We start from the raw sequence: 23,936 nt of genomic DNA on the forward strand, positions 1-23,936 counted from the left end.
TGACTAACTAACTCCTTCGTCTTAGGGTATCAAACCAGCCTGCTGACATGGTGCTCGCGAAAATAATTGTAGAAGGGATTTTATAAAATACTACGAACTAACTACGATCCCCCCTCAATACTTCACTTGGGATGAAGTCGCCATCCATCAAATGATCCCGCTAAATACTATGAATCGAATAATATGATAACCTGATTCCTCTCCTTAAACATAATGCAGCCAGAGATTTAATAGTCTAGGGGTACATCCTCATGCCCATCAAGCTAAGAACCACCTGTCTGAAAAATTAGTCCATAAAAAAAAGAGACGGTTCCCCCGCCTCTTCTCTTTTACTTGTGTAACCCAGTTGACTCTGATTTTCTACCATTCCGTTTCCGTTTTGTGTTCAATTATGTGTACGACTTTTGGTTCAACTGCTTTCATCATTTCTTTCAGTGCTTTTTCGGTGATCGCTACTCCATCACCTTGAAGTTGTCCTCTAGCCTGTGTTTCTGCAATCACATCAATCACTTGTTGTTTCGTGACATTTTTAGATGCTGCAATCTCCACAACAGTTTTACCTTTTGCTAATTCTTGTTTTAATTCTGTCGGGCTGATTTTTAGTAAAGCAAACAGTTTTTCATCGTTTAAAAAGTTGTCAGCACTATAATCAGGCTTACCATTTATAGAGAATAGGCCCTCTACTTTAATGTTTGAAGGTGTATCAGAAGGTGTATCAGCTGTAGGAATACCTACGATCTTAGTAAGACTAATGGTATTGTCCTGAACAAAAACCTGGAAGACCGGTTCATCGAACATCTCATTGGTGTAATTCAACATCCATGTTTTTTGATTTGGATTCTCCATTTGCTCGATAGCAACCTCGTACGTTTCGACGTTGCCATACATTTTATCAATAAGATCAGATACCTTCGCCTTGATTTCCTGATCGGTTAAAGTAATGAGTGACTTCTCCTTAGGCTCCCAATTCTCTTGAATCACGTGTTCAATCTCATCCGTACTACCGTTTGTATGGAGGGTAATCTTTTTGCCGGTTCCTCCTTTTTCCTGTAGTACGATACTTGTTTGCTTCACGTTGATTACATTGTTCCCTTTGGATACATCACCTTGAACGTTGCTTGCATCGATAATCTCAAACGATTTTGTTTCAGGATATGCGAGATACAGCTTCTCAAGCGTTGATTTGCCAACCTCATCCACCTTGACTTGTTCAGAAGTCATCGGTGTTCTTGTAGGCATGTCAATCACGCCAGAAGCCGCAAATGCTGCAACTGGAATCAAAATCGCAGTAGCAACAATTCCACCAATTAATCGTTTTTTCATAATTACTTCGCTCCTTTTTTGTTGTAAATAATGAGAATCGGATTGTTCTATTTGTTCGCTGAATAAGCAGCTTACACACTATATTGCCTCTTTAGCGGAAAAAGGTTCGGTTCATATCTTATTTTTTTCGTGAGCAGACCCCATGCCCCTTAAGCGAAGGAAATTACCTTTCACGAAAGAAGAAATCGGAATACCTCACCCTATCAGTGGAAGACGGATAAGCGGTGTAAACGGCTTTCGGTGTCAGTGGTTCTTTAGTACCATTTATCGAATTGGTAAAACATGTAATTATATACAGATAAACACATTGATTGATTGGGAGGTAAGAGCATGAAAAAGTCTGCTAAAGTTGCTGCAATCCTTCTGCTTGGGGCTGTTGTGGTTACTGGCGGTATTTGGACTTCCAACACTTACGCTTCGGTTAATGAGGAAAATGAAGTAAAGGAAACGGTTCAAATCTATTTGGAAGCTCTTGAGAACGGTGACACTCCAACTATGGTTGAATACACAATTGATGAGCGCTTTGATAATGATAAAGACAAACAGAAAGTGTACGAAAGTTTTGGTACTCAAAAGATGGATATAGATATGGATTCCGTATCGGTAGAAAAGATTGAAGATGAAAAAATGAGTGTTACGTTTCATTATTCGAACAAACATGTTTCGGAAGATATAACTCTTCCAGTTGTTAAAGAAAATGATCAATGGAAAGTAGAAATTGAAAATACAAGATAGTACAACAGCAATCTCTGAACGAGTTTCCGAAGCCGATTGGCCTGAATATAAACACGTAGGAGGTAACAGTATGAAAAAAAGAATTGTAATTCTTTCTAGTCTTTTTTTAGTCGGCGTTGTCTTCGTAGGTAGTAGTCTATACGCTAGTGAAGACGTAGAGTCGTATATAAAAGGTAATCACATGAAGGCAATTCATGCTATGGGAATCGAAGTGAAGGATCAAACATTGGAGAATATGGCTACTATAACTGATGAGAACGGCAAGAAATGGGTGTTCAATGAATTTACTAACAGAACAACACTTATAGAAACAATGAGAGAAAAGTATGAAGAGGATGTAGTTGGTCCGTTTATCAGCATACATGACGAAATTATGCAACAGTACGCTAAGCTCGGCGATTCCATACCGACTATTCTTTTGGATGAGACATTAAAAGAAGGCTATTTTGCGTTCATTAGACAAGATGGGGAAGCCTTGTCTTTCAAAATCAAGTATAACAATGGGTCATGGGAATACGAGTTGCAAAAATAATCTCGAAGTTGCTTCTAGTTAGCCATGACCCCTACTACTAATTTATTATTTGATTGAAAGGGGAGCACTAACGATTAGCATTAATAATTTTAAATCTACGAAAAAAATAGCACTGGCTACTATTGGTTTTATAACAATTGCAGGACTTGCTGTTTACTTTATAGGTGACTTGAAAAAACAGCCTTTCCTTTATTCCAGTGATTCAAATTATAGAATCGTTACTGGTGAAGCATCGTTTAGGGAGACATTCACTAACGTGGGGGGTCTGGCTGAAAATGCAGATATCATTGCCGAAGCTGAGGTTATTTCTCAAGTATATCACCCTGAATATGAATCCCTTAGTGTATATACAGTCTCTGAATTAAGATTAACGAAAGTCTATAAAGGTGATGTAGAGATAGATGATACAGTATCTGTACTGGAAACTGGAGGGGAATTCGATGAAAGAGAGGTAACCAAATATTTCTCAGGAAAGCCAGGATTTGAATTGAATGATGATCTTGGTGATCCTAGAATAATAATGGTAGGGCTTGAAGGAAGTATTCCTATGAAAGAAGGAAATACATATTTTGTTTTCTTAACAGAAGATGACGATGACGTCTATAACATAGTAGGGTCCGTTCAAGGAAAGATTAAAATTAATAGCGAGAACACCATGGTTTCACAAGTTTCTCCAGAGACAATAGATCAGCATGGTGATCTTTATTTCCTTCAGGAAAGTTATTCAGGGCAGGATATTTCTGAACTTAGAAACGAAGTTGAACAACTCATTGCATCCTCTCCCAATTAGCCCCCCAAAGGTTCTCTCAACCGCAAGATCATTACGAAGTAGATAGAAAAAGAAGATAACGGATAATTACAAAGGAAGCCGGGAGCCAAGGTGCTCCCTATTTTCGTTGTAATGGCATAGCGGAGCATACTTTTTGTTAAGGGGACGGGTTTTTCCATGTTTCATATTTTTCTCCTAAGTAACGTGAACCAAACTCCGCGTTCTCGTGAATATACAGTAGAGAAAACGAAGGGAGGGAACGCTGTGGATGAGTGGGAGTTGATTGCCAAATGCCAAGAGAACGAGCCTGAAGCTTTTGAACAATTGGTCAAGCCCTATCTGGCGATGGCATACCGGACAGCGTACTTGATCATTCATGACAAGCATCTGGCGCAGGACGCCGTTCAGGAAGGGCTCATCGAAGCGTATCAGCACATAGACCGACTCGATAAAAAACGGGGAATGGCGTTTCGCAATTGGCTATACCGGATCATTACGTTTCGGGCTCTGAATCTGGTACGCAAGCAGAAGCCTGTGGTGGAGTATGAGGAGATGATTCCGGAAGAAGCGCTGACGCCGTTGGACAACGTGATCCAGCGAGAGGAGCAGCGGCAAATATGGCAGGCGATTCGCAGCATGAAGGCGGAGCATCGCGCGGTCATTATTCTTTACTATTACGAGGGCTTCAGCGTGTCGGAGATCGCCAAAATTACGGGCTCCTTTGAGGGGACGGTCAAATCGCGCATGCATAAGGCGAGGAAGCTGATTGCGCAGCAATTGGACAAGGAATGCAAACGATCTGATTTTTTGCGGGAAGGGGCAATGACTCATGACTAACGAGGAGCGGCAAATCAGAGAGACGCTGATGAAAGTAGCGGGAGCTGTCGAGACACCGAATTTTCAAATGCCAGGCAAGTATCCCGAAGTGCAAGTGAGAAGACGATCAGTTTTCCGTAGCAAAAAATGGGCTTCCATCGGCATCGCTTCCGCTGTCGTACTCGGGCTGCTCGGAACCATGCAAGTGTCCCCAACATTTGCGGCCTATGTCAAATCGATCTTTGCACAAGGTGTGTTCAATGACGAAGGACTGCAACAGGCGGCGAGACAAGGCTTCTCCGAAACATCGAATCTTTCTGTTACGGATCAGGGGATTACCTTGGAGGTAAAGGAAATCATTGCTGATCCGGCGCAGGTAATGGTAGCTTTAATGATTAAACAGTCGGATGGCAAGGAGCTCGGGCCTGAATGGAAGACAGCAAGTAACTCTCAATTCAATGGAGTTGAATTGTTGGATGCCAAAGGGACGGTCATTTCTGACAAGTGGGGAACAGCCTTTGAAGAAAATGTCGGATTCATCCGGTTTATCCTTGGGGAAAAAGGACAAGAGCCCCTTCCGAAAACGTTGTCGATGCATTTTGATGAAATAGGCGATATAAAAGGAAACTGGAAGCTGCAAGTTCCGATCACGATGGCAAAAACAACGGCTGCAACTACTGTGCTGCCTGTCAATCAAACGCAAGTGACGAAGCATGGATTGAAGATGACCTTACATCAGATCGTCAACACGCCAACGACCACCCGAATTGAGTTGGAAACACAATGGACAGAGGCGTCCAAAAAACAATTGGAACAAGAAGCAAAAAAGCTAACCGGAAAGACGACGAACCCTGATTATGCTCCATTTCTTCCGTATCAGCAATATATGCTGGGATATTACTACGAGGGGGCAGATGGCAGCAAGGGGAAGGAAAGGCGCAAAGAAAGATCTCATTCCATTGATCGCTATGGGCATTTCCGCTGGATCATGGACGACGATCCGTTGCCAAAAGGCAAAGCAAAGACGCTTGTCATAAACAGCTTTCACAAGGCAATACCGTATGATATGAGTGTCACCTTCAAGCCAGATGAGTTGAACAAGAAGCCCGTAATCAAACAAGTAGGAGAAGATATCTTCACGGTGAAAGGCGTCCAGCTGGCAAAAGATAAATATTCGGAAAAACAGCAAATAGAAATGGAAGTCGAGGTACTATCCAAAGATATTTCCGATATTTATTTGCCTTGGTGGGTAGCGCAAGACGGGCAGGGGACCACCTACGAAGCTAGAAGGAGTTCTCAATCCACGGGACCCGTTGACCAGTCAGGACGCGAGCGAGTCACGTACAAATTTCTGCTGGAGGACAGCAGAAACTCGGAAGGATACGAAATAACCAAGCTCCCGGAGAAGATAACGCTACGACTGGATGCTGTTCAGAAAAAATATCCGCTAGAGTGGCGAATTCCAGTTACCCATCCATAAAGATAAAACCGCCCTTTGTACGGGGCGGTTTTTCCTGTTTATTTCGCGACCAACTGCGGCTCTTTCTGCCCAAGTCGGATCGTGGCTTCGCTCGGATTCCACATGCCTGTGTTCTCGTCACGTCCTTGCAGGACTACCGTAGGGTTTGCTTTGCCCATCTGTTCGGCACCTTTGGTAATTTGTTGCCCAATTTTGCCGCCCTTGACGCGGTTCACGACGAGCACGAGCTGTACGCTGTCGAGTTCAGTCATCATCTCGAAATCACCGTTGCTATCGCCCGCGATGAAGATAGGACCATGACCATACTTTTTCACCAATACATCCTGGATCACTTCCGTCTTGCCGTGGGCTACTGTAATTGGGTAGTCAGGCTGGTACACATTCGTGATCCGTCCGGCTTCTGTTTTCAGACGCATACCGATGATGTTCTCCGAAGGGAGATTGTAGCCATATTTCGGGAGTGTAGCGAAAACACGAACAACATCCTCCAAGGAAGCACTCACGACATACACGTCGATGCCATTAGCACGCAGCGTGTTCATCAGGTTTGCGACTTCGGAAGTGAGGCGCAGACCTGTTGTATGGGAGGCTTTCACCACGCCCGCTTTGCCTGCCAACGATTTCGGGCTCGTCCAGGTTACTTTTTCAATCGCCATGCCCAGGCCCAGATCATTGGATGCTTCCGCCAACTGTTGCACTTCTTCCACCGTCATGTTCGTGAAGAGGTAGAGGACCCACGGATAGCCAATCGTGTTGCTGTGCGTATCGTTGATCGCTTCATACAAGAAAAACAGCTTGGCTTTAAAATCTGCGAATTGCTCTGTTGCGGTCACTTCCTCCAGCGACTTCGTTCCTTTAAGACCTTGATAATTTTGATATAAGTACGTGTAGTCGGCTACGAGATCAGTCGCGATGGCATCGAGTGTGACAGGCTTGCCGTCGACATTTTTATACGAATCGGAAAACGGTCCTTCTGGTACATTCGTGCGAATGACCTTCCCGAATTCTTCTGGTGTGAGCTTGTAAGCCAAATGGTTGATCTGATAGACAAACAGCGCTTCCTCTGTGTCATGCATGATGCTCGTATTGTCCCAGTCAAAAACGGCATACGGCTTCTTTTTGGCATTGTAGGAGGCACTCTTGATGCCGTTTTTCTCAATCAATTCGTGGACGGCTTGATAAGTCGCAGGTGCCCATTTCCCCTTGTCGAGCATCTGCACGTTGGTGTCCTTGGCCAATGCTGGCATCTGCATCGCGAGCAGAGCGACGATCATCAGCATGGTCAGCCACCACGTTTTGGGTTGTGCTTTTCTGTGTGACATGGTTGTCATCCCCTTCTTTTTTTCTCGATCCCCCAAATGAAAACGCTATCATTTTTTCAAAAGAAAAAGGTCTTCCCCGCGCCTATTGATAAAGCGCGGGTAGAAGACCTCATTGTCTTAAGCGTTTTCATTTGTATTCTAATCATACTAAATTTAACAGTAAAAGCAAGAAGATTCCGATAAACAGGATAAGGGCAGGACTAACGATTCGATCTAGCGAAGACAGAAGAGTTTGCAAGAAAAAAGTGGATATAATCTAAGCATAAATAGATGAGAAGGATGATGCGGCATGACATTGATAGAATCCAGCAAAGCCATTTTGATGAATTGCTTGGCTTTGCAAGCGAATGAGACATTTTTGGTGGTGGCCGACGAACGGAAGCGGGACATCGGGGAGGCACTCTGGGAAGCAGGAAAACAGCTCGGGGCAGAAGCAATGCTGATGGTCATGCAGGAGCGGGAGAAGTCCGGTCAAGAGCCTCCTGCGGCTGTTGCAGCGGCGATGAAGAGCGCAGATGTGGTGGTGTGTGTGACCCAGCACTCCTTGACGCATACAAAAGCACGCAAAGAAGCAGCAGCAAATGGCACGAGACTGGCTACCATGCCAGCTATTACGGAAGACATGTTCCTTGCGGGAGCGATTTCCGCTGACTATACACAAGTAAAAGCACTAACCGAGCGCGTGACCGAGATGCTGACCCGAGCAAGTACCGTGCGAATCGAAAAAGCGGGCAAGTCACTGACGTTTTCCATCGCAGATCGCAATGGGGTGCCGAGTACTGGCATGTACGTCAATCCTGGAGAATCGGGCAACTTGCCTTCCGGGGAAGCGTATATCGCTCCACTGGAAGGGACAGCAGAAGGACAAATCCTGGTCGATGGTTCTATCGCTGGTATCGGAAAAATTGATTCGCCCTTGCTGCTGACGGTCCAAAATGGTCGGATCACAGAAGCAGAAGGAACATCGGCTGAACGCCTCCTGCAAATGCTTGGGGACCAAGACGGGCGGATGCTGGGTGAATTCGGAATCGGAACGAATGACAAGGCGCGTATTACGGGAGTTGTGCTGGAGGACGAGAAGGTGTACGGAACGATTCACGTAGCCTTTGGCAGCAACAACACGTTTGGCGGGACGATTGTCGCGGGGGTACATATCGATCTGGTTGTCAAAGAGCCGGATGTATATTTGGACGACAAATGTATCATGAAGAACGGAAAACTATTGGCAACATAGGATAAACTAGATGGATAGGAAGGATGAATCCCAATAGTTAATGTTGTAATACGGGAGGAATCCTAGAGGTGGATGTGGTGTGATGGCATTGTCTGAAAAGATATTTGCGATAATAACAATAGGTAACCTGATTTTGGCTGCCGTTCTTATTTTCATGGAGAGGCGAAACATTGCGGCAACCTGGGCCTGGTTGATGGTTTTGCTGTTTTTGCCGGGCATCGGGTTTATTATTTATCTGATTTTTGGACATAAGCTAAGCAAGAAAAAGCTGTATCGGCTCAAGGAAGGGGAGTTTTCCCATTTTCGAGCTGCGGTTGATAGACAAAAGCAGTTGCTTGCCCATGGTGAACTACAAGTGAACGACCCTGAGATGGAGAGACACCGCGACATGATTTTCATGAACGTGGTAAGTGATGGAGCGTATTATACGCAGGATAATACCATTCAGGTTTTTAAGGAAGGCCATAGTCTATTCAAGCTCATGTTCAAACAGATGGAGGAAGCACGCGAGCATATACATTTGCTTTACTATATTTTGAATGACGATGATTTAGGGAAACAGCTCATTCAACTGTTGACGAAGAAGGCACAGGAGGGCGTCGAGGTTCGTTTGCTTTATGATGCGGTAGGTTCCTCTGGTGTCTCATCCAGCTTTTTGCGTCCGCTGGTAGATGCAGGGGGAGAAGTCGCCTCCTTTTTCCCGGCGAAGATTCCGTTCCTAAATTTTCGGGTCAACTTCAGGAATCATCGGAAGCTGACGATTATTGATGGCAAGATTGGCTATATCGGAGGCTTCAACATCGGGGATGAATACTTGGGCAAGGATAAGAAGCTGGGGTATTGGCGTGACACCCATTTGCTGATAGAGGGAAGAGCGGTGTACATGCTGCAAGCACGCTTTTTCCTGGACTGGAATTTGTCCGCACCGAAAAGAATGAATGAGTCACTCGCCTATTTTCCGGAGCTTCATGAAGCAGAAGGAACGATCGGGGTTCAGATCGTATCGAGCGGGCCAAACTCGGAAAAAGAGCAAATCAAGCATGCCTTTTTAAAGATGATTTACAAGGCACGGAAGAAGATTTACTTGCAGACACCTTATTTCGTTCCTGATGAAAGTATGCTGACGGCACTAAAAATGGCAGCAATGTCCGGGGTAGATGTGCGGGTGATGGTTCCGGGAAGGCCAGATCATTTGTTAGTATTCTGGGCGACTCACTCTTATCTCGGCGATTTGTTAAAGAGCGGTGTGCGCTGCTTCCTCTACGAAAAAGGCTTCATGCACGCCAAAGCCATTGTGGTGGATACCCAGTTGTCGTCTGTGGGAACGGCCAATGTCGATATTCGCAGCTTCAAGCTGAATTTCGAGACGAATGCGTTTCTGTACGATTCGCAGATGGCAAAGGAGCTGGAGGAACTGTTTGTCTCCGATCTGGCTGATTGCCGGGAAATGACATTGGGAGAGTATGTGAATCGACCACTGCGTTTGCGCTTGCTGGAATCGTTGGCGCGCCTATTGTCTCCACTTTTATAAAAGCTGGCCTGGAAAGCAAAAGAGGACCTGTTAGCCTATGTAAACAAGTACGGGCTGGCAGGTCCTTTCCTATTCACTTTTTATGCGGTTCCGAATGTAACACCCATCTCCGTCAAGTATTGACGGTAAGCGATGCTCCCGGTCACTTGTTAGATACCAATTCGAAGGACTCGGTTACGACGATGCTTCCCTTGACAGATTGGACCATCGGACAGTTTTTGCTCGCGGCTTCAATGGCTTTTTGCACTTTTTCTTGTTTCATATTTTCTCCCGTAATGATGAAGTGGAGGTGAATTTTTTCAACCCGATTTGCCTCTGCCTCATTCCGCTGAACATCTGCTGTTACTTTCATATCCGTGCACGGCATTCTCATCTTGTCCAATACTTTTCGCAGAACACCGCCACTGCAAACAGCGATGGAAGAGACCAGGAGCTGGTAGGGGCGAAAGCCATACTGTTCATCACCCGACACGTGCAGCTCACCGTAGGACAGTTGAGTGACAAAGCCATTTTCTTTCGCTTGAAATTCCATGCGTAACCCTCCCTTGAAATAGTTTTTCTTCATTATAAGGAAAAAGGCTCCCGCGCGACAGTAATCTGTCGGTACAGGAACCTTTTCTCTTTGCTATTCCTTCAATGCTTTCCCATTTTGCAAAAGAGACTGGATGCAACGAGGCAGCATGTCTTTTAATGTATCGAAAGCATAGTCGACGTCCAGACGCTCTGTCCACTGATGGGCGTCACGTCCGACTGGACCGAGGTTCATGACAGGTACATCAAAAGCCTCGAGCTCCTGAAGCGGAATGGAGTAGCCGTTGTCCCACAAAGGCATGTTCGCTACCAATGGCTTCATGGATGCCGCCGGATATTGGAGTCCGACGTAGCTTAAGTCAGAGATACCGCCAAAGTAGTTTTGTTTGACCAAATTGACCTGGTGCTGATCTCTCGCGTATGCTTTCATTTCTTCCATCGTTTGTTGGATCAGAGTATGATTGCGCGAGCTGACTGCCGGGTAAAACGGTGGTGCGAAGAACAAGATCATCATCGGAGACAGTTCTTTGCACAGAATCGCTAATTGATCCACCAGCTCAATCGTGGTGTCGCGGTCGTCCTTGTCGCCGCGGTTGGCGATCACATCTGCTTCCAGCTGGCGCAGTTTTTCTTCCCCGTACGTTTTCTTCGCATAGGCATACAGTTCTTCGTAGGTCATGACGGAAATGGACAGATCACGCGGGCTAAAAGGCGCGAAGTTGGCAAACTGGCTCGCGTGCTTGAGGTAGTTTTGCTTCATGCGCTCTGCGACATTTCTTGCCGATTCCAGCAGAGGTTCTACGACATCCTCCATCTGTTTTTCCAGCAGGAACAGGTTGAACAGCGTCACGGCGCGGTGCGGAATTTGCACAGAGTACTCTTTTTTCAAATCCTTTTGAATCAGGTTCGTCGGTGGAGGAGATGCTTCCCCCTCAACGACCTCGCAAAAGGATGTGTTCAGCTCGAGCTCACATGTTATTTGCGAGGCCATGTAATTGCCGTTTAACCCGGCAAAAGGCTCGCCGACATGAGTTTCTTTGCCATAGCAGAGAAAGCCAGGCAGCACTTTTCCGATAGAGCCTGTGTACAAGTACGTATTCGTATCCCCTGGGTAGCGGGTAAACATCGGCTCGGAGTTGAGTACGGTCGTGTAGCTCAGGTCGAACTCTTCGGCGATTTTCAACAGCGCTGGGACTGCTGCCCGCATCCCGACAGAATTCACCTCTTCGTCAGGGACGGTCAGAAGCAAAACGTTGCCGTCGAACTCTCCAGCAATCGCTTGCTCAATCATCGACATGTGCAGTGTCAGTCCGCATTTCATATCCATGGTGCCACGGCCAAACAGCCAGTTGCCGGTGCGAATATCCTGTTGAACGTCTGCTGGCATATCTGCTTGGTTTTGCTGGAAGAGAGGAGTGAGGGTCTTCGGATCAAAAGCATGCTTCATCCAGGCGCCGTAATCCTCAACGTCGACCACATCAAAATGGCTGACGAGAATGACGGTGTCCCGTACCCCTGCTTTTTTAACCAGAGCAGTGACAAAATGGCGCCCGTCTCCAGTCGGATTCGCACGCACATGATCGGGATTGGCTTGATAATAAGGCAGGGTGCGCAGCTGATCGACGACGTAGCCAGGCAAGTCCTTCTCAGCAGCTGATCCTGTAATGCTAGGGATGCTTACCAAATTGCACAAGAGATCAACGAGCTGCTCTTTTGTTTGCCATTTTTGCATAAAAAACGCCTCCGTTTTCCGTATAGTGAAAACTGTTTCCGATTAGTGGGCAAAAAAATTAAGGCAAGGCACCGATTTTGTGGGAAATTTCTTTGGCACTTTGTTGGGCTTGTTCAATGAGTGAGGACAAGAGCTGCTCGTTGATCCGATAGCTCGGCACGCCGATACTCAAAGCGCCTACGACCTTTTGATTAACACCGAAGATAGGAGCGGCAATGGATGCGGTGCCCTCGGTTTTCTCACCGTAGCTGACTGCGTAGCCGTTTTGTCTGATTTCTGGCAGTCGTTCTAACAGCTCGCGGCGTTTTTCTGCATCCGGGATTAGATCGGTCACGATTTGCTCTGCTTCGGTCGGATTCATGCTGGCGAGAATCGTTTTGTTTGCCGCACCGATATGCAGTGGAATACGCTCGCCCAGATTATCCATGCTTCTGACAGACATGGGACCTTCCACTCGTTCGAGTACGATGGCATGAGAGCCCTGTGGAATGTTCAGATAGACTGTTTCTCGTACATCTGCTGCCAATCGCTCCATAACAGTTCGGGCGACAGCGCGCATATCCATCTTGTCCAGGATGCGCAGTCCGATTTCCATCCACGTATAGCCGACCTTGTACTGCTTGCTCTCAGGAACCTGTAGGATGAGTCCATGCTTGATGAGGCTGCTGATTAAACGGTGTACCGTACTCAGCGGCAAGTCCGTTTGCTCAGCAATTTCCGAGATGGACCAATGCTGCTTGTTTGGATCTGATACCAGGACGGAGATGATGCTCATCGCCCGGTCAATCGATTGTACCAACGTGGGTTACCTCCTGGCTTTGTTGCATAGTGACCCCTCGTTGAAAGTCACGCCAGCTTAATATGACCTCAATCTATCAGAATTTTTCAGCGGAATCAATATAATTTAGACTAGATAAAATTCCATTGACAAAAAATTTGAAACTATTTTACATTAAGAGTGTAATTTTGTATTGCAGAAGTGATTCCACAATGCGGAATATTTCTGAGTTCGTGCTCAGAGAAGAATGAATGCAACGTGGTGGCGAGAACAAGCAAAAGCAGTCGATGCGGAAGCGTTTACATGCTCGTTTCTTTGTCGCCCACTGTTGGACACAAAGGCAAGATTCGAAAACAGAAGGGAGATCTATCATCATGAAATTTTCACGTGCGATTGTAAGAAAACCGGGAAAGAGTTATGTAAATGGTTTGACGACTTCTGATTTGGGTACACCTGATTTTGAACTTGCTCTTAAACAGCATGCCGCTTATGTAGAAGCGCTGAAACAGACAGGTCTGGATGTAACCGTTCTGGAAGCGGACGAGCGTTACCCGGATTCTACGTTTGTAGAAGATACAGCTGTCCTCACGGAAAAGTGCGCCGTCATTACCAATCCCGGTGCAGAAAGCCGCAATGGTGAAATTGAGGATATGAAATTGGTGCTTCCTCGTTTTTATGACACGATTGAGTATATTCAAGCCCCTGGCTTCCTCGATGGTGGAGACGTCATGCAGGTAGACAACCATTTCTATGTCGGTCTGTCGACACGCACCAATGAAGAAGGAGCCATCCAGTTCCGCGAGACTCTCTCGAAATACGGATATGAAGTCACCATTGTACCGTTGAAAGAGTTTTTCCACCTGAAAACAGGAATCGCCTACCTTGGCAATGACTTGCTGGTTCTGGCTGGGGAGTTCATTGATTCTGAAGTATTTAGCCAATACAAGCACCTGGTCGTGGAAAAAGAAGTCGAGTACTCTGCGAACTGCATCCATATCAACGACTACGTGATTATTCCAAAAGGCTTTGAGAGCACGAAAAAGCAAATCACTGACGCTGGCTACAACGTGATTGAGCTGGAAATGTCTGAATTCCAGAAACAAGACGGAGGATTGAGCTGCCTGTCCCTGCGTTTCTAGCGCAGGCAGCTCTCTCTTCGTTTATACACTCCTGATAGACCTCTTAAAAAGCAGGTGAAAGAGAGGAAGCATATGAACACTGGGAATGAAAGAGACACACAGCTGCAACGCTCGATGAAAAGTCGCCACTTGTTTATGCTGTCGTTAGGCGGTGTCATCGGGACAGGGCTTTTCCTCAACGCTGGCTTCACGATCAATCAGGCTGGGCCTGGCGGAGCACTTGTCGCCTATATCGTCGGCGGGATTTTGCTGTACCTGGTCATGACGTGTCTGGGAGAGCTGTCTGTAAAAATGCCAGTAACAGGCTCTTTCCAAGCCTACGCCAGCCAGTATATTGGTCCGGCGAGCGGGTTTACACTGGGATGGATGTATTGGCTAGGGTCAGCTACAACGGCCGGGGTAGAGTTTACTGCCGCGGGCATGGTCATGCAACGGTGGTTCCCGGATACGCCGATCTGGATATGGTGCGCGCTCTTTATCGTTTTGCTCTTTACCTTCAATGCGTTGACGACAAAAGGGTTTGCCGAAACGGAGTACTGGTTTGCCGGAATTAAAGTATTGGCTGTCCTTATGTTTATTATTGTCGGACTAGGTGCTATATTCGGTATTGTCAGTATGGAAGGGAGAGCGGCTCCTTTTCTCTCCAACTTTTCAGCAGATGGGGGACTATTCCCGTTTGGCATTGCGATCGTCTTTGTGACGATGATGAACGTTGTATTCTCTTATCAAGGCTCTGAACTGATTGGAATCGCAGCCGGTGAAGCAGAAAACCCGCAAAAGACCATTCCGCGGGCGATTCGCAACGTTGTGTTTCGTATTCTCGTGTTCTATGTAGCGTCGGTCACGATCTTGTCCGCCCTCTTTCCCTCAAGTGAGCTGGGACTCTTGGAGAGTCCGTTTGTGACGGTGTTTGATGCAGTGGGGATTCCTTTTGCAGCGGATATCATGAACTTCGTCATCTTGACGGCTCTGTTGTCTGTCGGCAACTCATGCTTGTACGCAGCCACTCGCTTGTTGTGGTCCCTTTCCCATAGCAATATGGCACACCCTGTTTTTGGGAAATTGACCAAGCGTAAAGTACCTTTGAACGCACTCTTGGCGACGCTGGCGTTCTCGCTTCTGTCCCTGTTAACCAGCGTGGTTGCAGCGGATACGGTATACGTGCTGCTCATGTCTGTATCTGGTATTGCGGTCACCTTCACGTGGATGGGGATTGCTCTCTCTCAATTTAATTTCCGCCGTCAATACTTGCGTGAGGGTGGAAAAATAGAGGATTTACAGTTCGTAGCACCGTTTTACCCGGTGATGCCGCTCCTGTGTCTGGCTCTTTGCACGTTCATTCTTATCTTCCCGGCGTTTGACCCGACACAGCGAATTGGACTCTTCTACGGAATTGGTGCACTCGTGCTGTTCTATACCTTCTATTATGTGCGCTATGGACGCAAAAAGGCGCATAAACCGAATCTCCCAACGCAAGGCTAAGCCGTCTTACTCCATAGAAAAATGCCCCTGCCATGAATGATGTGGCTGTTGACAAAATGGGTTAGGGATTTTTGTCCCTAACCCATTTTGTATTCATAGCGTATGTGAACTCGCGGGTATCTTATGCTGCCAGGACTTTCATCATTCGTTTTATATTTTGGGCCAACGCCGAAAAGAGACAGTGTTCGATTGTATTTCGAATCCCTCTCTTGTTGTTCGACCTGAAGCAAATGGTCTTTCTGTACATAATCTTCTACTCCCATCATGTTATATCTCTCCCAAAAAGAAAACCGCATAGAACTTAATTCTACACGGTCCCTATGAGTAAGACTTTGTTAACAGATCCAATTGGGGGGGCTTTTTATTTTTGGGATAATTTTTTTGATTGTAAAGCATGAGTATCCAAAATTACATTTACTTACAAAAGTTTACATTACAGGAATATTGAGTGGGAAAAATAGGCTATTTGGTAAAATGGATAGAGTGGTTCGGGACGTGCTGTGTAATATGGCACGTCTATTTTTTTGCCTGAAATACGAACATATAATCCTAATGGTGAGGAGAGATTTAGATATCAAACTTACAGACGTAGCTAATCAGAGGTTGCTGGATGCATTTCTAGCTCAAGAAGACAATCAACAACTATATCAACGAGTGCTTAATTCGCTGGACGATACGCAGAGGAACGATGAATTGGAGAGTAGATTTCTGGAATTCTACGATGAAGTCCGATTTACTAAGTTTATCTCCTCGCTCATCCGTTTTACAGCTATCGAGTTGGCTGTACGTAATAAAAGGACTAGCAACGCATGCCAGCCTACAGACGAAATTGAAAGGGTGATAGACAGTCTTGTTAGTGACTCTGATAAAAGTGAGCGGGAGGACAATTTTGATTGGAAGGATGTATTAGCAGACAAACGAATATTGGATGCTGTTCAAACCCTCACAGAAAAGGAACAGGAGATGCTTACACTTCTATACTTGAGGAATCTAAAAGAAGCGGAAGCTGCCAGCCTGTTAGTCGTTAGCCAGCAAGCCGTATCTAAAACAAAGAAACGAGCGTTACTGAAACTCAGAAAACAGCTAGAGGGAGGCGGGGGACATGAGCCTGTTAACACTGGTAAAGCGAGCACAAAATAATGATGATAGTGCAATGGTAGAGATAATAGAAAGATTTGAGCCAAAGATTCGGAAGTCGTTGAAATTCACTGATATAGGTGTACGTGAAGACATGCGTCAAGAGATAGTATTTCGGATGATTAGAGCCGTCAAAACCTATAGCACAAAAAATCGCTCATTGATAAGAAAAGAATAATTTTTTTGAGTTCGGGTTGTTATTTTTCATCTTCGATTCACTTTAATTAGTACCAAGTGAATAACCGCGCGGGAAATAAGCTTGGAATAAAATTTTGGAGGAAGATGAGACATGAGAGCAAGAGAATATGCGGCTAAATTAACTGTCAACTTAGATCAGCTTCGAAAGATTGAACGTGCACAACGAGAAGTTTACGATAAAGGTCTTGTTAAACCAAGTGATACCAAATTGTTGACAGCTTTGGGTGCAGTTGCTTCCGTCTTAGGACTAGTATTTGTCGCGAGTACTCCAGCAGGAGTGGTAGCAGGTGTTACGGGTATCGTAGCAAGTATCACACCTAGTGCAAAAGATGCGCTAGAGTCTATGGTTAAGGCAGGTTATTGGGAACTTGGGTACATGGAGGACTATTTAGTTGATAACCCTCGTTTTAATCGAATGGAAATTGAACTTCCGTTTATTGAATATAATGTAAATGGTGAAACTATTCGATTTATTACAGGCAAAGGTATCATCTTGCGAGTTCATAACGGTTCCGGTTGGATACCGGTCGACTAAAAAGGAGGGGGTGTCTCAAAAGTCGATTTTCCGACTTAGAGGCACCCTTTTTTTTATTTAAAGCCTTTAAATAATCCATGTTTTTGATTTCATAGTGTTAGAGGGTCTACGATTTGTGAACAGCCATTTTTATATTTACTTAATTAGGAGATTTCCAATTTAGGTTCTCATGTTCAATTGTTTTTATTGGATCAAAGTCATTAACTATTTTATAGACTACTCCCTTATTATTTTGAGTTATCCATACGTAGTTTTTATCTTGAAGGACTTCCAATCCGACTTTTTCTAAGTTATTTACATATATTCTAAATGCGTATGCTCCGCTTGGCTTTGTCTCGCTCACTTTTTTTAGTTCCATACCTGCGAAAGCCTTCAATATTTTATCTGTGTTGTTTTTATCCGTTATGGATATTCGGGCATCATCAGAGTACCGCTTGATTTCTATATTAATGGCATCTCCTTGTTTTAGTTGATTAATTGCAATTTCTTGAAAAGAGGTATACGTCATCTTATCCATGGTATAAAAAACTCCAAACACAACAACTACAGCCACGAATAACAGAAGCATCTTTTTTTTCAAGGTAGTATTCTCCTTCCTGTATAGAAATTTAAAAAACTAACATACACTCAATGAAGACGAGAAAATAAGTGTGATTGTTACATAAATTGTAAAAAATAATAGCTTAAAAGTCTTGAATACCTTGGTTTCATTTTTTGTAGGGACTTTCAACACCAACCTTATAGGTTAAATGAAAAATTAATTGATCCAAGACAGTGCTAAGTACAGATGTAGATTTTTCTTATGAAACAGGTACTGGTTACCAGAATTACCCGAGCTATGCATAGAAGAACTGTGCTGTATTTACGACTGGCAAGTTGTTGGATTATTTAGTATTTACAGAAGCCTGTGGAAAAAGGCGATAAGTCTAAGGCCGTTCCAAATGTAATATTAAACTGAACTGGGTATTGCTCACGGAATCAGGCACGCTGCAGGTAGGTGTTTCTATGCTACCTGTCCGAATAAAAATTTTTTGTAAAAATGAATCGGCCTGTTTCTATTCCTTGATTAATATACACAAAAACTTCGAAACGTCATTTAAAGATTTCGCGGGTGGAATCTTGCGCTCATGTTCCCGGTCGAAGAGTGTGCGTTCAGACACTCCTAATTGCATTGCAAATCCTCTTTTAGTGTACCCGTGAAACATACGTCCTTTTTAATACGTTCCCCGGAAAAGCAACCTTAGTCTCGGAGGTGAAACTTTTGTTTATTAGCTTCTGCTATTCCAATTGATCTTGTACACAGTCCTTTGGCACCGGCAAGATCGACCAAGTACATCTGTTTTGCTGTCCATGCCGCTCTAAGACGCCCACCTGGACTATCATCTGCCATGTCCATAAAAGGTGAATATGGTGTCTTTTTTTGTATAGATATTCCAAGGGTATTATCTTCAGCCTTGTTCCTGCGGATTTTGTCAACAGACCCGGTAATGTGGTCGGGGCATTTTTTATGTGTAGGTAGTGTTTCAGGATATTCCGAACAGCTCGGCTAAATACGGGTTCACGAACAAGCCGTCAGGGTCGAGCTCAGAGCGAATGGCGAGGAAATCGGGCAAGCGAGGATAGACCTGATGGAGCTGCTCGGCGGTCATGGTGTGCATTTTCCCCCAGTGTGGACGTCCGCCATATCGGGCGAAAATCTCCTCCATTCGGGTAAAGTACGCTTCGTAGGGCATGCCCTTGTACATGTGGACGGCAATGAAGGCACTATCACGCTCATAGGCGGGACTGAGCCAGATGTCGTCCTTTTTGACGTACCGGCATTCCAGCGGAAAATGAACGGCAAAGCGTTCCTGCTCAATCGCCTGACGCAGCTCCCGTATGGCATCACCCATATGCTCAGCGGGTAAGCAGTATTCCATTTCGTAAAAACGAACAAGGCGAGGGGTGGCGAAAAGCTGATGGCTGTAGCCGCTCTCATGGACAGAGGGAACGCTTTGAGCGGACAGTCTGCTGACGCTTTTGGTGAGAGAAGGGCGCAATCGGCAGCTCTCCGACAAAAGCCAAAACAGCCCGTTTTCCACCACCATTTTTTTCAAATAGCTCCATCGCTGATTGCCGCTGGGGGGATCGCTGGTCTCGTTCATGAATTTCACCTGAACGGTGTCCGAATAGGGGAAGATAAAAAATTCGAAATGCCGATGCTCGGTTTTAAATGTCTCCATGGAGGACAGGCACTCCTCCACCTGCATGCGACGACTTTGGTAGCGCAGGCGGTAGGCTGGGAGGACACGCAGCTTGACGCGTACGATGATGCCCAAGAGACCAAGAGAGACTTGCATAGCTTTGAACAGCTCCGGCCGGACCTGCTCGGATACTTCCAAAACGTCCCCTGCTGCGGTGACGACTGTCAGCCCGACGACTTGTGTGGAGATGCTGCCAAAATGAATGCCTGTGCCATGTGTCCCGGTGCTGACGGCCCCTGCAATGGACTGGGCGTTAATATCTCCGAGGTTTTCTTGAGAGTAGCCCGCTTGATGCAGGAGGTGACCGAGTGTCTTGAGCTTGGTGCCTGCCCAGACTTCAACGGTATCATCGGCAGGGTTTACACTGACGATTCCTTGGAGATGATCCAGGGATAGCAAGCAGTCTTCTGTCTGGACGAGCCGCGTGAAGGAATGACCGGAGCCGACGACTCGAATCCGTGTACCTGCCTTCTTGCAAGCAAGGACAAGCTGCACGACCTCATCCACGGACTCTGGCATCGCGACTTGCTTCGGCTGGCTTTGTACATTTCCTGTCCAATTGGTCCAGTGATTCGCGTGCTTCTTTACAGTGAGCATAATCCATCCCCCCGATAGGTGGTCACTTCCTCAATGATTTTCCCGCCAGAGATGCAATACAGCCGGGTAAAACGCTCGCAGAGCTCTCCTGCTTTGGCGTGGCGAAAAAAGATCGGGTCTCCCAGTTCCAGCGTTTCCATGCCTTGATAGTGGATCGGTGTCTGTACTTCACCTGCTCCTTCGTTGGGGAATAGCTTTGCTCCCGCTGGCAAGTAGGGCTTGGGTAGTCTGTCGCGCCCAGCAGAACCAGAGGCGATGTAGCCCCCGCCGGCACATGTGTAGATACGCTCTGTGGGCTTGCGGATAATCTCCAGGGCAAATCCGGCAGCAGGATGAAACCGAAAATCTTGAAAGTAGTCAAAGAGCCCAGGCGAAAAAAAACCGGAGCCTGCTGTAACCTCTGTGACGGCGTCTTCTTTACCGGTCAAGTGCAAGCTGCCCGTTCCACCACCGTTTACGAAGCGAAGGGAAATGCCTAGCTCACGAATGGCGTGCACCAGTGTGGCGCGTCGAGCAGCCACTTCTTTCACGGAATATTGCTTGAGGAGACGAATGATGCTGTTTTTCAGGAATTGACGAGGGTATCGGTCACCAACGCCAGCAATTTGAGCTTCGTACCCCATGACACCATCTAGGTAGAGATGATCGGAGGAAGCAACGCGCTTGGCAAGGGAGAGGGACGCCTCGAGAGAGCGAAGTGGAGAGCGCCAGACGCCGAAATGCAGCCCCAACACATCAGACGACATGTCGATATCGAGACAGACCGGCAGTCTGGTTCCTGTTTCCCGGGCGATTTGTTCGAGCTGTTCGGCATGAGGGAGAGAGTCGATCATCAAAGTAATGGAGCGTCCGTTCTTAATCTCAGAGGCGATTGACAAAAGCCAGCTTTTTTCCCAGAGCGGATAGCCAAGCAGCAGGTCATCGAAGCCTGCCTCGCACAGGTGAAGCACCTCAGGAGCGGAATAGCACATGAGACCACGAAAGCAATCGTCCAACTGCAATACATGTTTGAGAATGGCAACGCTTCGAATCGACTTGCTCGCGATTCGAACGGGTTTTCCATTGCTTTGCAAACTGATTTGCTCCGCATTTTCCTCCAGTAGATCCAGATCGACGAAAGCAAACGGCTTGGGAACACCGGCAAAGGCAGACTGATAATAGCGATAATCCCGCATGTACAGGCCTCATCCTTTTTTAAGAGAAATAAAGATCACGTGAAATATTTCTTAAAATTCCCTCTATTCTACCCATTTGTAATCGATTCCTTCCTGAGCAGATGAGCGTCATGTACAGAAAACGCGAATGTTCGTTTTTAAATGTTCGTGTTTTGTGGTAATTGTTGATTGTAAAGGCATGTTAACAATAAAATTAACTTTAAAAGACGAATAAACGGACTGTTTTTGGTTGACTTGATTCAGCTTATAAGCTACTATACATATTGTTGTGAAGAACAACACAGGCTTGACGAATGAAATAGTAATTTGTATTCGTATATCCTCAGAAATATGGTTTGAGGGTCTCTACAGGGAACCGTAAATTCCCGGCTACGAATAGGGCAGTTTTGGTATACCCTATTCGTCGGCCGGGAATTTTTTTCATTTTTTCGGGGAGGGAACGACATGAATAAGTATGATGTGATCGTTGTAGGAGCAGGACCAGCAGGGATTTTTACATGCTACGAGATAATGCGAAAAGCACCGAATGCCAAGGTGCTGTTGATTGATAAAGGGCATGACATCTATAGCAGACGCTGTCCGATCTTGGAGGAAAAGATCAAGCTCTGCCCGCCGCCAGCAGGAAAAAAAGAATTCGCAGGCTGTTTGCCGGCCTGTTCGATTACCAGTGGTTTTGGTGGAGCAGGCGCCTATAGCGATGGCAAATTTAACATCACCACCGAATTTGGCGGTTGGATGACAGACTATCTCAGCCCTTCCACTGTACTTGGGCTGATCAAATACGTAGATGAAATCAATTTGGAGCATGGGGCTACCCAATCGATTACGGACCCGACCACTGAGACGATCAAGAGCATCGAGCAGCGCGGCTATGCAGCTGGACTCAAGCTGTTGCGGGCGCAGGTGCGTCACTTGGGAACGGAGCAAAACCTGGAGATTCTCCAGTCGATCTTCGAGCATTTGAAGAAGCATATCGACATGATGTTCAAGACAGAGGTTGAGGACATCGTTACGGTGAAAGAAGCAGATGGACATCAGGTAAAAGGTGTGATCTTGAAAAACGGACAAGAGTATGAAGCTGATTACGTGGTAATCGGACCAGGACGCGATGGCTCCGCATGGTTGACGGATATCCTGAAAAAGCGCCGCCTGAAAATGTACAACAATCAAGTTGACGTAGGCGTACGTGTGGAAACGTCCGATGTCGTCATGCGCGAAATCAATGAGCACCTGTACGAGGGAAAATTCATTTTCAATACATCTGTCGGAACGCGTGTACGGACGTTTTGCAGCAATCCATCCGGTCACGTAGTCGTGGAAAACCACAGTGGAGTGATGGCGGCAAACGGGCACTCTTACAAAGACCCAGCGCTGGGCTCGATGAATACGAACTTTGCGCTCTTGGTATCTCATACGTTTACAGAGCCGTTTGACAAGCCGAATGAGTACGCGAGAGAAATTTGCAAGCGGGCGAATGATCTGTCTAACGGTGGAGTCATCGTGCAAAAGTACGGCGATATTTTGCGCGGTCGCCGTTCTACAGAGTCGCGTATTAAGGAAGGCTTCCTGGAGCCTACTCTGAAGGAAGCAGTACCGGGTGACTTGGGACTCGTGTTGCCTTACAATACGATGAAAAGTTTGATCGAGATGGTGGAAGCGCTGGACAAGGTAACGCCGGGAATTGCTTCCGAGCATACCTTATTCTACGGGGTGGAAGCGAAATTCTACTCGGCTCGTCCAAAACTGACTGAGGAATTCGAAACAGAAATCAAGGGATTGTTCTGTGGCGGGGATGGTGCCGGAATTACACGTGGTCTGGCACAGGCCGGAGCTGCTGGGGTCTGGATGGCTCGCAATATCGCGAAACGCATGCAATAACGAATGCGCTCTTAACAAATAGGCTTCTTGCCGGGCACGCTGGTGCTTGGCGGGGAGCCTTTTTTCATGACAGAACAACATCAGGAAAGTGATGATCCCGATGTCACGAGGAATTAGGCAGAAGCGTATGGTATAGAAGGGCCAATAATCAAACCACGACTTTTTATTGGCATGGAGGTATCTATGTTTTTTTGTGATGATGACGATACCGCTGTAATTGCACTTTGGATTATTTCCATTGGTTTTGTCATACTCGCCATTGATAAAACAACCAGATTAAGTCAAAAGCCTGCCTGCGACAATGAAAAGTTGATACAGCCCCTCATTCAATTAAACAAGCAAGTCAATGGGAAGAACAAAAATGGCAATGACGACGATGAAGATAAGCAATTTAAACGAATTGAAGAGCAAATTGCCCAACTACGCGACAGTGTTCAAGATATAAAGAAGAATTTGCAGGAGAAGCCATCCAAAAACGGAGGGAAGAAGGATGATCGACAAAAATCTGGCGAATGAGCTGGTAGCGGTAGGCGGGTGGATCGCAGTTCTCGGTGCCTTCCTTGCTGCTATTGGCTCGACTGGTCAGGTGGAACCGGACCCGGATACTTCTACATCGAACGAAGCAAATGACAAAGAATCAAATGATTTGAAAAAACAGGTGGTGCAACAGAAAAAACAATTGCAAAAGCAACAGATACAGCTTGAACTGATTCAATTGGAACAAGAGCTCAACACCATCATCCATAGCACAAGGAAAAATGGCTAATAA

General features: G+C 46.0%; 24 protein-coding genes and 1 riboswitch. Of the genes, 15 read left to right on the forward strand and 9 right to left on the reverse strand.

Annotated features, from left to right (window positions below):
• Positions 1-360: 360 nt before the first annotated feature.
• Positions 361-1,323 carry a hypothetical protein gene (locus C7R94_RS06630; RefSeq protein WP_106779283.1) on the reverse strand — a complete coding sequence of 321 codons (963 nt, stop codon included), beginning with the start codon at positions 1,321-1,323 and terminating at the stop codon, positions 361-363.
• 330 nt (positions 1,324-1,653) lie between these two features.
• On the opposite strand from C7R94_RS06630, the gene C7R94_RS06635 reads away from it, so the two are divergent.
• The 5 genes from C7R94_RS06635 to C7R94_RS06655 all read left to right on the forward strand — a co-directional run bounded on the left by C7R94_RS06635 (position 1,654) and on the right by C7R94_RS06655 (position 5,655).
• Positions 1,654-2,058 carry an Rv0361 family membrane protein gene (locus tag C7R94_RS06635; protein ID WP_106779285.1) on the forward strand — a complete coding sequence of 135 codons (405 nt, stop codon included), beginning with the start codon at positions 1,654-1,656 and terminating at the stop codon, positions 2,056-2,058.
• A gap of 70 nt (positions 2,059-2,128) precedes the next feature.
• The gene (locus C7R94_RS06640) at positions 2,129-2,590 is read left to right on the forward strand and encodes a hypothetical protein (protein ID WP_106779288.1); all 462 of its coding nucleotides are present in this window, start codon (positions 2,129-2,131) and stop codon (positions 2,588-2,590) included.
• A gap of 169 nt (positions 2,591-2,759) precedes the next feature.
• On the forward strand, positions 2,760-3,380 hold the full coding sequence (locus C7R94_RS06645) for a hypothetical protein (protein ID WP_233220490.1): 621 nt from the start codon (positions 2,760-2,762) through the stop codon (positions 3,378-3,380).
• Positions 3,381-3,623: 243 nt separating this feature from the next.
• On the forward strand, positions 3,624-4,196 hold the full coding sequence (locus C7R94_RS06650; protein ID WP_106779622.1) for an RNA polymerase sigma factor: 573 nt from the start codon (positions 3,624-3,626) through the stop codon (positions 4,194-4,196).
• Positions 4,189-5,655 carry a DUF4179 domain-containing protein gene (locus C7R94_RS06655; RefSeq protein WP_106779293.1) on the forward strand — a complete coding sequence of 489 codons (1,467 nt, stop codon included), beginning with the start codon at positions 4,189-4,191 and terminating at the stop codon, positions 5,653-5,655. The genes C7R94_RS06650 and C7R94_RS06655 overlap by 8 nt, the downstream gene beginning before the upstream one ends.
• A gap of 38 nt (positions 5,656-5,693) precedes the next feature.
• Here the strand turns inward: C7R94_RS06655 and C7R94_RS06660 are convergent, their stop codons facing one another.
• A complete protein-coding gene (locus C7R94_RS06660; RefSeq protein WP_106779295.1) occupies positions 5,694-6,977 on the reverse strand; it encodes a haloacid dehalogenase-like hydrolase in 1,284 nt (427 codons plus the stop codon).
• 289 nt (positions 6,978-7,266) lie between these two features.
• Here C7R94_RS06660 and C7R94_RS06665 point away from each other — a divergent pair, with 289 nt between their 5' ends.
• Positions 7,267-8,211, forward strand: a complete 945-nt coding sequence (locus C7R94_RS06665; protein WP_047069951.1) for an aminopeptidase — start codon at positions 7,267-7,269, stop codon at positions 8,209-8,211.
• A gap of 82 nt (positions 8,212-8,293) precedes the next feature.
• Entirely contained in the window at positions 8,294-9,742 is a 1,449-nt protein-coding gene (gene cls, locus C7R94_RS06670) for a cardiolipin synthase (RefSeq protein WP_106779298.1), read from the forward strand.
• A 142-nt stretch (positions 9,743-9,884) separates the two neighbouring features.
• Here cls and C7R94_RS06675 read toward each other — a convergent pair whose 3' ends face one another.
• From C7R94_RS06675 to C7R94_RS06685, 3 genes are all read right to left on the reverse strand, one after another.
• Positions 9,885-10,274 carry an OsmC family protein gene (locus C7R94_RS06675; protein WP_106779300.1) on the reverse strand — a complete coding sequence of 130 codons (390 nt, stop codon included), beginning with the start codon at positions 10,272-10,274 and terminating at the stop codon, positions 9,885-9,887.
• 93 nt (positions 10,275-10,367) lie between these two features.
• The gene (locus tag C7R94_RS06680; RefSeq protein WP_106779303.1) at positions 10,368-12,005 is read right to left on the reverse strand and encodes a M20/M25/M40 family metallo-hydrolase; all 1,638 of its coding nucleotides are present in this window, start codon (positions 12,003-12,005) and stop codon (positions 10,368-10,370) included.
• 58 nt (positions 12,006-12,063) lie between these two features.
• A complete protein-coding gene (locus C7R94_RS06685; protein WP_106779305.1) occupies positions 12,064-12,804 on the reverse strand; it encodes an IclR family transcriptional regulator in 741 nt (246 codons plus the stop codon).
• A 353-nt stretch (positions 12,805-13,157) separates the two neighbouring features.
• Between C7R94_RS06685 and C7R94_RS06690 the strand changes: the two genes are divergently transcribed.
• Both C7R94_RS06690 and C7R94_RS06695 read left to right on the forward strand, forming a co-directional pair.
• On the forward strand, positions 13,158-13,922 hold the full coding sequence (locus C7R94_RS06690; RefSeq protein ID WP_106779625.1) for a dimethylarginine dimethylaminohydrolase family protein: 765 nt from the start codon (positions 13,158-13,160) through the stop codon (positions 13,920-13,922).
• Between the two features lie 72 nt (positions 13,923-13,994).
• A complete protein-coding gene (locus C7R94_RS06695) occupies positions 13,995-15,404 on the forward strand; it encodes an amino acid permease (RefSeq protein ID WP_047069944.1) in 1,410 nt (469 codons plus the stop codon).
• A 77-nt stretch (positions 15,405-15,481) separates the two neighbouring features.
• Here the strand turns inward: C7R94_RS06695 and C7R94_RS29980 are convergent, their stop codons facing one another.
• Positions 15,482-15,670, reverse strand: coding sequence for a hypothetical protein (locus C7R94_RS29980; RefSeq protein WP_106779308.1), 189 nt, complete (start codon positions 15,668-15,670; stop codon positions 15,482-15,484).
• 115 nt (positions 15,671-15,785) lie between these two features.
• Between C7R94_RS29980 and C7R94_RS06705 the strand changes: the two genes are divergently transcribed.
• From C7R94_RS06705 to C7R94_RS06715, 3 genes are all read left to right on the forward strand, one after another.
• Positions 15,786-16,544 carry a sigma-70 family RNA polymerase sigma factor gene (locus C7R94_RS06705; protein ID WP_106779310.1) on the forward strand — a complete coding sequence of 253 codons (759 nt, stop codon included), beginning with the start codon at positions 15,786-15,788 and terminating at the stop codon, positions 16,542-16,544.
• Between the two features lie 13 nt (positions 16,545-16,557).
• Positions 16,558-16,719: a helix-turn-helix domain-containing protein gene (locus C7R94_RS06710; RefSeq protein ID WP_233220494.1), complete on the forward strand. Its 162-nt coding sequence runs from the start codon at positions 16,558-16,560 to the stop codon at positions 16,717-16,719.
• Positions 16,720-16,830: 111 nt separating this feature from the next.
• Positions 16,831-17,274 carry a hypothetical protein gene (locus C7R94_RS06715; protein WP_106779315.1) on the forward strand — a complete coding sequence of 148 codons (444 nt, stop codon included), beginning with the start codon at positions 16,831-16,833 and terminating at the stop codon, positions 17,272-17,274.
• 139 nt (positions 17,275-17,413) lie between these two features.
• On the opposite strand, the gene C7R94_RS06720 is transcribed toward C7R94_RS06715, so the two are convergent.
• The 3 genes from C7R94_RS06720 to C7R94_RS06730 form a co-directional block, all read right to left on the reverse strand.
• Positions 17,414-17,854: a hypothetical protein gene (locus C7R94_RS06720; RefSeq protein WP_106779317.1), complete on the reverse strand. Its 441-nt coding sequence runs from the start codon at positions 17,852-17,854 to the stop codon at positions 17,414-17,416.
• A gap of 943 nt (positions 17,855-18,797) precedes the next feature.
• Complete coding sequence (locus C7R94_RS06725; protein WP_106779319.1) at positions 18,798-20,114, reverse strand: D-arabinono-1,4-lactone oxidase; 1,317 nt, start codon at positions 20,112-20,114, stop codon at positions 18,798-18,800.
• Positions 20,102-21,289, reverse strand: a complete 1,188-nt coding sequence (locus tag C7R94_RS06730; RefSeq protein ID WP_106779322.1) for an amino acid deaminase/aldolase — start codon at positions 21,287-21,289, stop codon at positions 20,102-20,104. Before C7R94_RS06730 ends, C7R94_RS06725 begins: the two co-directional genes overlap by 13 nt.
• 292 nt (positions 21,290-21,581) lie before the next feature.
• A riboswitch (purine riboswitch) is annotated at positions 21,582-21,681 on the forward strand.
• A 52-nt stretch (positions 21,682-21,733) separates the two neighbouring features.
• Here C7R94_RS06730 and C7R94_RS06735 point away from each other — a divergent pair.
• From C7R94_RS06735 to C7R94_RS06745, 3 genes are all read left to right on the forward strand, one after another.
• Entirely contained in the window at positions 21,734-23,167 is a 1,434-nt protein-coding gene (locus C7R94_RS06735) for an NAD(P)/FAD-dependent oxidoreductase (RefSeq protein WP_047069940.1), read from the forward strand.
• Positions 23,168-23,350: 183 nt separating this feature from the next.
• The gene (locus C7R94_RS06740; protein WP_047069939.1) at positions 23,351-23,683 is read left to right on the forward strand and encodes a hypothetical protein; all 333 of its coding nucleotides are present in this window, start codon (positions 23,351-23,353) and stop codon (positions 23,681-23,683) included.
• Positions 23,658-23,933 (forward strand): hypothetical protein, encoded by a 276-nt coding sequence (locus tag C7R94_RS06745; protein ID WP_047069937.1) that lies wholly within the window; start codon positions 23,658-23,660, stop codon positions 23,931-23,933. The genes C7R94_RS06740 and C7R94_RS06745 overlap by 26 nt, the downstream gene beginning before the upstream one ends.
• Positions 23,934-23,936: the final 3 nt, after the last annotated feature.

Origin of the sequence: Brevibacillus sp. NRRL NRS-603 (assembly GCF_003013445.1) — a bacterium.
GTDB lineage: Bacteria > Bacillota > Bacilli > Brevibacillales > Brevibacillaceae > Brevibacillus > Brevibacillus formosus.

Excerpts from the sequence above, each read along its gene's own strand:
- C7R94_RS06630 (WP_106779283.1), bottom strand. The coding sequence starts at position 1,323 with ATGAAAAAACGATTAATTGGTGGAATTGTTGCTACTGCGATTTTGATT.
- cls (WP_106779298.1), top strand. The coding sequence starts at position 8,294 with ATGGCATTGTCTGAAAAGATATTTGCGATAATAACAATAGGTAACCTG.
- C7R94_RS06745 (WP_047069937.1), top strand. The coding sequence starts at position 23,658 with ATGATCGACAAAAATCTGGCGAATGAGCTGGTAGCGGTAGGCGGGTGG.
- C7R94_RS06655 (WP_106779293.1), top strand. The coding sequence starts at position 4,189 with ATGACTAACGAGGAGCGGCAAATCAGAGAGACGCTGATGAAAGTAGCG.
- C7R94_RS29980 (WP_106779308.1), bottom strand. The coding sequence starts at position 15,670 with ATGATGGGAGTAGAAGATTATGTACAGAAAGACCATTTGCTTCAGGTC.
- C7R94_RS06635 (WP_106779285.1), top strand. The coding sequence starts at position 1,654 with ATGAAAAAGTCTGCTAAAGTTGCTGCAATCCTTCTGCTTGGGGCTGTT.
- C7R94_RS06715 (WP_106779315.1), top strand. The coding sequence starts at position 16,831 with ATGAGAGCAAGAGAATATGCGGCTAAATTAACTGTCAACTTAGATCAG.
- C7R94_RS06710 (WP_233220494.1), top strand. The coding sequence starts at position 16,558 with ATGGTAGAGATAATAGAAAGATTTGAGCCAAAGATTCGGAAGTCGTTG.
- C7R94_RS06730 (WP_106779322.1), bottom strand. The coding sequence starts at position 21,289 with ATGCGGGATTATCGCTATTATCAGTCTGCCTTTGCCGGTGTTCCCAAG.
- C7R94_RS06680 (WP_106779303.1), bottom strand. The coding sequence starts at position 12,005 with ATGCAAAAATGGCAAACAAAAGAGCAGCTCGTTGATCTCTTGTGCAAT.
- C7R94_RS06690 (WP_106779625.1), top strand. The coding sequence starts at position 13,158 with ATGAAATTTTCACGTGCGATTGTAAGAAAACCGGGAAAGAGTTATGTA.
- C7R94_RS06660 (WP_106779295.1), bottom strand. The coding sequence starts at position 6,977 with ATGTCACACAGAAAAGCACAACCCAAAACGTGGTGGCTGACCATGCTG.
- C7R94_RS06735 (WP_047069940.1), top strand. The coding sequence starts at position 21,734 with ATGAATAAGTATGATGTGATCGTTGTAGGAGCAGGACCAGCAGGGATT.
- C7R94_RS06695 (WP_047069944.1), top strand. The coding sequence starts at position 13,995 with ATGAACACTGGGAATGAAAGAGACACACAGCTGCAACGCTCGATGAAA.
- C7R94_RS06725 (WP_106779319.1), bottom strand. The coding sequence starts at position 20,114 with ATGCTCACTGTAAAGAAGCACGCGAATCACTGGACCAATTGGACAGGA.
- C7R94_RS06665 (WP_047069951.1), top strand. The coding sequence starts at position 7,267 with ATGACATTGATAGAATCCAGCAAAGCCATTTTGATGAATTGCTTGGCT.
- C7R94_RS06640 (WP_106779288.1), top strand. The coding sequence starts at position 2,129 with ATGAAAAAAAGAATTGTAATTCTTTCTAGTCTTTTTTTAGTCGGCGTT.
- C7R94_RS06740 (WP_047069939.1), top strand. The coding sequence starts at position 23,351 with ATGTTTTTTTGTGATGATGACGATACCGCTGTAATTGCACTTTGGATT.
- C7R94_RS06675 (WP_106779300.1), bottom strand. The coding sequence starts at position 10,274 with ATGGAATTTCAAGCGAAAGAAAATGGCTTTGTCACTCAACTGTCCTAC.